The 8,118-nt window shown below is 58.8% G+C and carries 4 protein-coding genes and 1 pseudogene; all 5 read right to left on the bottom strand.

What is annotated here, in order from left to right:
• Positions 1-237: 237 nt before the first annotated feature.
• Positions 238-618: pseudogene (locus tag MJ601_RS21570) on the bottom strand (tyrosine-type recombinase/integrase); the annotation flags it as partial.
• A 300-nt stretch (positions 619-918) separates the two neighbouring features.
• Positions 919-1,956: an IS110 family RNA-guided transposase gene (locus MJ601_RS21565; RefSeq protein ID WP_242130452.1), complete on the bottom strand. Its 1,038-nt coding sequence runs from the start codon at positions 1,954-1,956 to the stop codon at positions 919-921.
• A 117-nt stretch (positions 1,957-2,073) separates the two neighbouring features.
• Positions 2,074-4,287: a TonB-dependent receptor gene (locus MJ601_RS21560; protein WP_242130451.1), complete on the bottom strand. Its 2,214-nt coding sequence runs from the start codon at positions 4,285-4,287 to the stop codon at positions 2,074-2,076.
• A gap of 89 nt (positions 4,288-4,376) precedes the next feature.
• Entirely contained in the window at positions 4,377-6,125 is a 1,749-nt protein-coding gene (locus MJ601_RS21555; protein WP_242130450.1) for a GMC family oxidoreductase, read from the bottom strand.
• Positions 6,126-6,148: 23 nt separating this feature from the next.
• Positions 6,149-7,654 carry an aldehyde dehydrogenase family protein gene (locus tag MJ601_RS21550; protein ID WP_242130449.1) on the bottom strand — a complete coding sequence of 502 codons (1,506 nt, stop codon included), beginning with the start codon at positions 7,652-7,654 and terminating at the stop codon, positions 6,149-6,151.
• Positions 7,655-8,118: the final 464 nt, after the last annotated feature.

The following is an 8,118-nucleotide window of genomic DNA, read 5'->3' as shown; positions in this document are numbered from 1 at the left end:
CTCAACCCGTCAACGGCGTTTCCGGCCTGCGAATCAGTATGCGCCTTCGATAACCCGCTGTTCCGGTTTGGGATTGGATAGCAGCCCAGCGGCAAGCGACCCTTCTTTGCCGTTCAGGGACGAATTTTCGACACCCAGGAGCGGACGGGCCGCTTTCCCAATCTGGGTGCCCATTCTGAGGCGTAGCCGACGCGATATAGGTTCTGGCTCCCCGCAGCTGCAAGGAGCCAGACAACTTCAGATTTCTGTGCCTTCTGCCAGCGTCAGGGCGTCCTCCACATCCACCCCGAGATATCTGACCGTGCTTTCAATCTTGGTGTGCCCTAGCAAGATCTGGACGGCGCGAAGATTTCCGGTCGCCTTGTAGATGATCGATGCCTTAGTCCGACGCAGAGAGTGGGTGCCATAATCCTCGCTGGGCAAACCAATTCCCGTGACCCACTCATCGACAAGGCGGGCATATTGCCTTGTGCTTATGTGAGCAGCGTGATCAGTGCGGCTGGGGAATGCGAAATCCTCCAGCGAGCCACCCCGCAGTTCGAGCCATTTGAGGAGGCTCCCGCGGGCGTCGTCCATCAGTTCAAACTGAACTGGCTTCCCGGTCTTTTGCTGAACGAGTGGCTCGAGTTCGAATTAGACTCATAAGTCCATAACAGCCTCTTCTGTAACGGGCTTTCCTGTGTCAATCCCATATTGAGCTTCGTCCCTCGCCGATCACTTGCTTCTGTCCGCAGTCGGCGTGAGAGCCGCTGCATGATGGGGTCGGTGAGGACCGGTCGGCCAATCTAGGGACGCGCAGTCACCGAGGTGCTGCTCGGACTGTTACGGCCTGGCCTGTCCATCGTCCCGGCGGGGGACTTCGCTCAGGCGGGATGATGGCTTACCCGCCTAAAGCCCGTGCCTGCTATTTCCTCCTCGTCATGCCGCTTTCGCCGATGCAGCTTTGTAGGGGACAAACGTCGTGCCGTTCTTGAGCATCTGATGGAGCACGACGGCGAGCTTGCGGGCAAGCGCGACACAGGCCTTGTTCAGCCCCGCCCGTCGTTCGATGCCTTGCGCCCAGCTTTTCAGGTCCGAAGCCTTGACCGGTCGCGTCAGGATGACATGGGCTGCCTCATAGAGCGCGGTTCGCACGCCCGCATCGCCAACCTTGGAAATACGACCACTTCGATCTGTTTCGCCGGATTGATATTTCCTGGGTGTCAGTCCGAAATGCGGTCCGACATCCCGCGACGATCGGAACCGTTCCGGAGCATCGACCGCCGCGACGAAGGTCATGGATACCAACACACCGACGCCCGGCGTGGACATCAGTCGGCGCGCGTCGATATTCTCCCGTGCCATGGCACGCAAAAGGCGTTCGAAGCCGGCAAACTCGCTCGCCAGTGTCTCCCGCGCCCTCAGAAGCGAGCAGGCGATCCCCGCAAGAGTGGGATGGCCTTCAACCAGCTCGCATATGCGTGCGGCGAAGGTGCGCTGCGTTGTTTTGCCGACCTTGAGACCAAAGCCGCGCAAGATGCCGCGTAGGCAAAGATCGATGTCATGGAGCTTGCTCTGCAAAATCTTGCGCGCAGTGAGCACAGCGCGGATATCCTGGGCTGGCAGCGACTTGCAATGCACCGGTCTGAACCAGCCGAGCCGAATCAGCTGGGCTATGCCGCGCGCGTCCTTCTTGTCCGTCTTGACCGGCATCGTCTTGAACGCGGTACGCACATGCCGGGTCTCGAGCAACTCGACGGCCAGCCCAGCCTTCGCCATTGCGGCGTAGAGCCATTGCGACAAGGGGCCGGCTTCCATACCGATCCGCTCCACCGCCAGTCCTGGCTGCTCGAACCAGGCGATCAGCGCATCAGGCTCGCTGAGCACCTTGGCTTCCCGCATGATTTTGCCATCGGCATCGACCACGCACACACTCGAGTATTCCAATGAAACATCGATTCCGGCATAGTATTTCACGGTCATCTCTCCTCGATGCTTGGAGCAGGTTCGTCCCGACTCCGTGACACCATCATTGTGAGGGATGACCACCGGCCGCTCAAATCCGGCCGGTGGAGGACCAGCCCGTTACCCCATCTAGAAGTGTATAGTTCCTTCAATCCCCAACGTGCGAGGAGCGCCACGGGTCGCTTCATTCACACCTACGGCATCGAAATATTTGAAGATGGACACATAGTATTTTTGTTCAAAAAGGTTGCGAACCCAGAAGGATAAGTCATATTTCGGCGTCGAGTAGGTAATGCGTCCATTCGTTACCCAATAGCCATCCTGCCCAACAGTATTGGGTGCATCAAACCATATCTTCGATTTATATCCCGTATCGGCATGCAAGCTTAATCGGTTTTCTCCATTTTGGATCGCATCCCAGGTTGCTCCCAGGTTCAGACTGAACTTGCTGGCACCTATGAGCTGTCGTCCGGAGAATTGTTCGCCATTGACGTCAATGTCGAGATATTTCGGATCGAGCCAGCCGCCAGACACCGTAAACTGCAAGGACTGCGTGGGCTTTGCCGTCAGATCAAATTCGGCGCCCCAGATACGGGATTTATTCGCATTGGCCAGCAGGATCAGGCGGCCGACATTATTCTCATATTGCTGGTTCTTGTAATCATAGCGGAAGGCCGATGCGTTGAACGTCAGCATGTCGCCGAACCAGCGCGACTTGAAGCCAATTTCGTAGCTGTTGACGGTCTCCGGCTTCACGGCATTGACCTCGTTGGGGTCTTCAAAGGCCAGGGCGTTAATGGCGCCGGTGCGATAACCTTGATGGAAGGTGGCGTAGGCGAGAAGGGTAGGCCGCGCCTGCCAGCTAAGGCCCGCTTCCCCGGTGAACCGGTCGAAACTGGAAGAAACGCCCCCGTCCGCGATCGTCTGGAACAGTTCGACGGGCGCACCTGTCACGGTCGCGCCGCCGATCCAGGCATTGTAGGAATCGGCCGCGATACGATCGTGGCTGTAGCGGCCGCCCACAGTCAGCTTGACGGTGGGGACGATCTCGTACTCGCTCCGCACATAGGCAGCGTAGCTTTCGCGGCTCTGATGAAAGGTGTTGCGCTCATTGAAGCCATAGACGTCCGATCCATCCTCCTCGAAATAATGTATGTCGAGCTTCGGATCATTCTCGAAGTGATAATCGTTGAAAACATGGGCGCTGTCTTTGTCGTAGAAACCACCGACCATCCAATTGAGTTTGCCGTAATCACCCATCAGCCGCAGTTCCTGCGTAAACTGGTGGATTTGATCGGCGGCGATTACATCCTGGTCGATGGCAAGTTCGGTGCCGTCCGCGTCCTGCAGATCCACCCATTTCCCCGTGTCATATGTCGTCACGGATACGAGCTTCAGCTTGTCCGAAAGCCGGGTATTGACGGTAAGGTTCAGTCCCTTCGCCTCAATATCGCGCGGGTCCTCATAGTTCGATCGGACCTGGAAGAAGCCGAGGTCGGACCGGGTCACACCGGCTGCAGCGACGTTATCGCGGATCGCGATGGCGTTGGGGGCGATGCCGTTGCCGCCTGATCGTACATAGTTGAGCCGCAGATATGCCTCGACGTCGGGGCTGGCATTATAGGCGAAGGTGACGCGCGCTGCGAAAAGATCGGTCTGTTCGCGATTGCCGTGGCCGGGCAGCAGATTTTGGATCAGGCCATCGTCATGCGTGTAGGTGAAGGCCGCTCGCACGGCAAGTTTGTCCGGCACTATGACCGTTTCTACCGCACCACGCGCATCTACACGGTTGTAATTGCCATAGCCCAGCGTCACATAGCCATCATTCCGGAAAGTCGGCTTTTTCGTCACGATATTGATCGCGCCGCCTGTGGCGTTCTTGCCATACAGGGTCCCCTGCGGGCCACGGAGCACTTCGACCCGATCCACGTCGAAGAAGGAAGCCACCTCCAACGCCGGAAGGCCTCGCAGGCCGTCATCGATATAGACGGCGACGGGCCGGCTTTGGTTGAGGCTGTAATCGTTGGACGTAATGCCGCGCAGCACGAAGTTGGGAGAGCCGCCTTCGCCATAAACCGAAACGATGTTGAGGTTCGGAATAGCCTTGGCAAGATCCTTGGTGTTGAAAACGCCCTGCCTGACGAGGGATTCTGCATTCAGAGCCACAATTGACGCGGGGACTTTCTGAACGCCTTCGCTGCGGCGCGTGGCGGTAACGACGATGTCTGTGCCTGCGGAAGCCGGTGCGGCCGTTTCCTGCGCCATGGCTGCAGAGGTCATCGGCACCAAGCCGAGGATGGAAACGGAAAGCGTCAATTTTCGAACCAGAGAAATCATATGCATGATTGTTCACCCTTTTGGCGCAAAGGCTCCCCGCAGCCGGAAAGCGCCCATTCCCAGCTTCGCTTTTTCCCAATATTTTAAACGTTCGCCTAAATGCGATGTGTGTTCTTTATCTCTTCGGCGCATCGCTCACCGATGATGACGCAGGGCGCCATCGTATTGCCGGTTGTGATTGCCGGCATCACCGATCCATCCGCTATGCGCAGCCCGTCGATGCCGTAGACCTTGAGCGATCCGTCCACCACGGACATGGCGTCCCGTCCCATCTTGGCGGTACAGGTTTCGTGGAAATAGGTGCCGGCTGCATTACGCATGAAACGATCCATCTCCTCTCCCATCAGCGGGCCAGGCATAATCTCACGACGTGCATAGGGCTTGAGGGCCGCGGAGTTGCCCAGTTCCCGGCAGATTTCCACCGACCGTCGCAAAGCTTTCATGTCCTGCTCGGTCGAGAGGAAGTTCGGATAGATCAGCGGCGGGTCTGCCGGATTTGCGCTGGCGAGTGTCAGATGGCCTCGGCTCGTCGGCCGCACGATGGCGGCCGCCAGCACCCAGCAGTTGGGCGGAATGTCATACTGCTTGCGCGTCACCTCGCTTGTATAGGGAAACTCCTCCAGGAAAGGCTGCATGTCTGGCGTGGGCAGTGCAGGATCGCTTTTCCAGAAATGCGTATATTCGGCTGAATTATTGCGTCCTGGAACCGGCACTGGCGATTCCCACATGCAGCCGCCCAGCAGGATATGGTCCTGGAAATTCTGTCCAACGCCTTCCAGCTTCTGGACGACAGGAATACCCAACCGTTTGAGTTCGGCCTCGGGTCCGATACCGGAGAGCATGAGGATTTTCGGTGTGTTTATGGCGCCGGTGGAGAGGATAACCTCGGCCGCGGCGTTGATGACCTGAGGCTTGCCATCTCGCACGATCTCGACACCCGCCGCACGCCGTCCCTTAAGCACGAGTCGACGGACTTCGGTGTGCAACAATATGGTGAGGTTCGGCCGGTCCATATAGGGATGGATATAGGCCGCCGCCATCGACACACGTCGGCCGTCCCTGACGATCAGGTTCGGCATCCCGGCGCCCCCTTCACCCTCCATGGTCTCCGCGTTGAGATCCACCGGTGTCGGCATGCCGAACGCGCGGGATGCTTCAATCATGGCGGGAGCGACCGGATTGATGGGTGCTTGTGGCAGTCCGACCTTCACCACGCCGCCCTTGCCCCGGTAGCGCGGATTGGGTGGGCCGTCCCAATCCTCGATCCTGCGATAGATGTTCAGGACATTCTCGTAGCTCCACGCGGTATTGCCGGTTTCGGCCGCCCAGCTATCATAGTCGTTCTTATGCCCGCGGGCCCACACGAGCCCGTTGATGCTGGACCCGCCGCCAAGGATCTTCCCCATTGGGAATGGTGGCGTCCGGCCGTTCAGGGTCGGCGCAGGTTGGCCCTTGAACGACCAGTCGCGTTCAGATCCCATGCTCTTGAACCAGATCGTGCCATCCGTGACCTCGACAATCTCGTCGCTTCCTCCGGCTTCGATCAACAGCACATTGGCGGCGGGATTTTCGGCGAGGCGGCGGGCGACAGCGCATCCGCCAGAGCCGCCGCCGCAGACGATGAAGTCATACACATTGCGGAGGTTCTTGCGGTTGCCGCTCTGGCGCGCGGCGGAAGCTTCGGCATGCTCGGCCATGGCCAGTGCCGCCACGGTTGTGACACCAGCGGCAGCGGCGGCGTGGAGAAACGTCCGGCGGGTAGCCCGCCCGCGCATCAGTGCCACTTCCGTGCGATTCAGCATCTCGAAGCGCTCGAACTGCGACATCTCATCATATTGCGACATATGAACAGTCCTTGTGGAAGCGACTACAGGGCCGCGATGACGGTCTTGGTCTCCGTGAACAAATGAACGCCGTGAATGCCGCATTCCCGGCCCCAGCCCGACTCCTTCGCGCCGCCAAAGGCTGCCGCCGGTTCATAATGATTATGGGTGTTCAACCAGACCGTTCCGGCTTTCAGCCTGCGTGCCATTTTGTGCGCTGTGCTGAGGTTGGTAGTCCAGACGCTGGCTGCGAGGCCGAAGGGTGTATCATTTCCTATGGCGGCCAGCGTATCCAGATCGGTGTCGTCGTCGAACGGCATGGCCGTCAGGACGGGACCGAATATCTCTTCCCGCACGACAGCCATATCGCCATGGGTATTGGCAAGGACGGTGGGGGCGATGAAATAGCCTTCGCGTTCCAGCCGGCTGCCGCCGACCACCGCTTCGGCCCCGGCTGATAGCCCGAGGTCGATATAGCGCGCCACACGAGTTGCCTGAGATTCGGATACCACCGGCGCCAGGCTCGTCGCAGGATCGAGGCCGTGACCCGGCACAAGCGACCGCACCCCATCAGCGATGCCGGCGACAACCCGGTCATAGACCTTGCGGTGTACATAGAGCCGCGATCCGGCCGTACAAGTTTGCCCTTGGTTGAAGAATATTGCGCTGGAACAGCCCGGTATCACCTTGTCGAGGTCTGCGTCGGGAAAGACGAACATCGGCGATTTGCCCCCCAACTCGAGCGTCACCCGCTTCAGATTGCCGCTCGCCGCCCGCAATATGCCCTTGCCGACCTCGGTCGAACCAGTGAAAGATATTTTGTCCACGCCCGGGTGGGAGGCCAGCGCTGCCCCCGATGTCGGGCCATCACCGGTCAGAATATTGATGACGCCATTCGGGAAACCCGCTTCCGACACCAGATCGGCCAGGCGAAGCGCACTGAGCGGCGTCTGTTCTGCCGGTTTGATGATGACGGTACACCCAGCCGCAAGAGCGGGACCGAGCTTGAAGCATGTCAGGACAAGGGGAAAGTTCCACGGCACTATCAACGCCGCGACACCGACCGGTTCGCGCAGCGTGTAGCCGTGATACTCGCCGGGTCGATTGAAGGAGAAGGTCTCGCCATCCACCTTGGATGCCCAGCCTGCCATATAATGCATCATCGCTGCCGAGAGGGGAATGTCGGCGATCTGAGTCACAGCGACAATCTTGCCCGCATCGATGGATTCGATTTGCGCGAGTTCTCCCGCATGGCGTTCGATGAGGTCGGCAAGGCGCCATATATATTTACTGCGCTCGATCGGCGTCATGCGCGACCAAGGCCCCTCTTCGAACGCGGTACGCGCTGCCTTCACCGCACGGTCGACATCTTCGCGTCCCGCCAGAGGCACCTTCGCGATAGGCATGCCCGTAGCTGGGTCCAGAACGGTAATCGCCCCCTCTTCTGTGGGCGTCTGCCATTCGCCATCGATGTATAATTTATGTGAGCGCGCGATGAATTGGTTTACGGCGTCGCTCGCCAGATCGTTAGGCGGATATACGACGGACATGCTTCCTCCGGGGTTTATGCTCCTTTTCCACCTGCAGACTGAGGGACGATCCCTTATTGTCGCCTCGATCTTCGCCGGGGCCGAATCGAACTATACACGGAACGATTGGACGTGCCAGCATTATTTGTATGTAGACATATGTTTGTGGGGCCGGCATGGACGATCCGTCTCACCGGGTTTTGTGGAAAGCGCCATTCATCGTGAACTTCTAGAGGCGCTGTGAAGTGTTAAGGTCTTAAACCAGAATCTGCGGATGCATCGAGAAAATGGCGCTGACCGGCCGATCACACGTCTCATATAAGGCTGATCTGTTGGTCGATGCCACATTCACGATGTCGGCGGGAGGTGTGCCCTCCGCTAAGCGGTCCTCCCGCCCCTCAGTGCCGGTTCTGCTCTACGTTTCATTCGCTCCCATATGATTAACGGTCACTAGACTGCTGGCAGCCCGGGCGTCATGTTCACTA

Source organism: Sphingobium trunci (genome assembly GCF_022664535.1).
Classification (GTDB): domain Bacteria; phylum Pseudomonadota; class Alphaproteobacteria; order Sphingomonadales; family Sphingomonadaceae; genus Sphingobium.
Note: the sequence above shows the minus strand (reverse complement) of the source record. Positions and strands in the feature narration are given on the sequence as shown.

Coding starts and splice junctions, on each gene's coding strand:
- MJ601_RS21560 (WP_242130451.1), bottom strand. CDS start 4,287: ATGCATATGATTTCTCTGGTTCGAAAATTGACGCTTTCCGTTTCCATC.
- MJ601_RS21555 (WP_242130450.1), bottom strand. CDS start 6,125: ATGTCGCAATATGATGAGATGTCGCAGTTCGAGCGCTTCGAGATGCTG.
- MJ601_RS21550 (WP_242130449.1), bottom strand. CDS start 7,654: ATGTCCGTCGTATATCCGCCTAACGATCTGGCGAGCGACGCCGTAAAC.